The sequence below is a fragment of the Alcanivorax sp. HI0044 genome, assembly GCF_001634945.1.
This window is the reverse complement of the sequence record NZ_LWEZ01000991.1, coordinates 1-621: the sequence shown is the minus strand read 5'-3', so window position 1 is coordinate 621 and position 621 is coordinate 1. Positions and strand designations below refer to the sequence as shown.

1 protein-coding gene is annotated in these 621 nt (G+C 54.3%); it reads left to right on the top strand.

Going from position 1 to position 621, the window contains the following annotated elements:
- On the top strand, positions 1-338 hold a 338-nt coding region (locus A3730_RS11670), incomplete at its 5' end, for a lytic transglycosylase domain-containing protein (protein ID WP_156501165.1).
- Positions 339-621: the final 283 nt, after the last annotated feature.

The following is a 621-nucleotide window of genomic DNA, read 5'->3' as shown; positions in this document are numbered from 1 at the left end:
TCAACCACAACGCTATTTCCCGGGTTGGCGCCCAGGGGCTTATGCAGCTGATGCCCGAAACTGCGGCCTACCTGAAAGTCAGCAACCCCTTTGACCCCCGCGCTAATATTACCGGCGGCACCCAGTTCATCGCCTACCTGAAAAACAAATTCTCCGATCTCGACCATATCCTGGCCGCCTACAATGCCGGTGAAGGCAATGTTCGCCGCTATGGCGGCATTCCGCCTTTCAAGGAGACCCAGGCTTACGTGAAGAAAGTGAAGCAACTGCGCCAGCGTTATGCACACCAGTTCGTGGCCGAACTTGGAGAGGAAGAAACGGTGTTTGCGTCACGGTAAGCCCTCCTGCCCCCTTCACTCAGGCCCGTCAACACCAGTGTTGGATTACGCCTTTCAGGCTAATGCAACCTACAAGACTCGGCGCTCCCAGGTTATCGGGTAGGTCTGATTAACCTGAAAGGCGTAATCAGACAACAAACCCAACGTTCATCAAATTTCCACACCCAGCCACTGCCCATCATAATCAAATCGAAACTGCTCGAGCTGATAGCTTGATGTCTGGCATTTACCGCTGCGCAGCGAAAACGTCAGCCCATGCCCCGGGCAACGCAATTGCTCATTC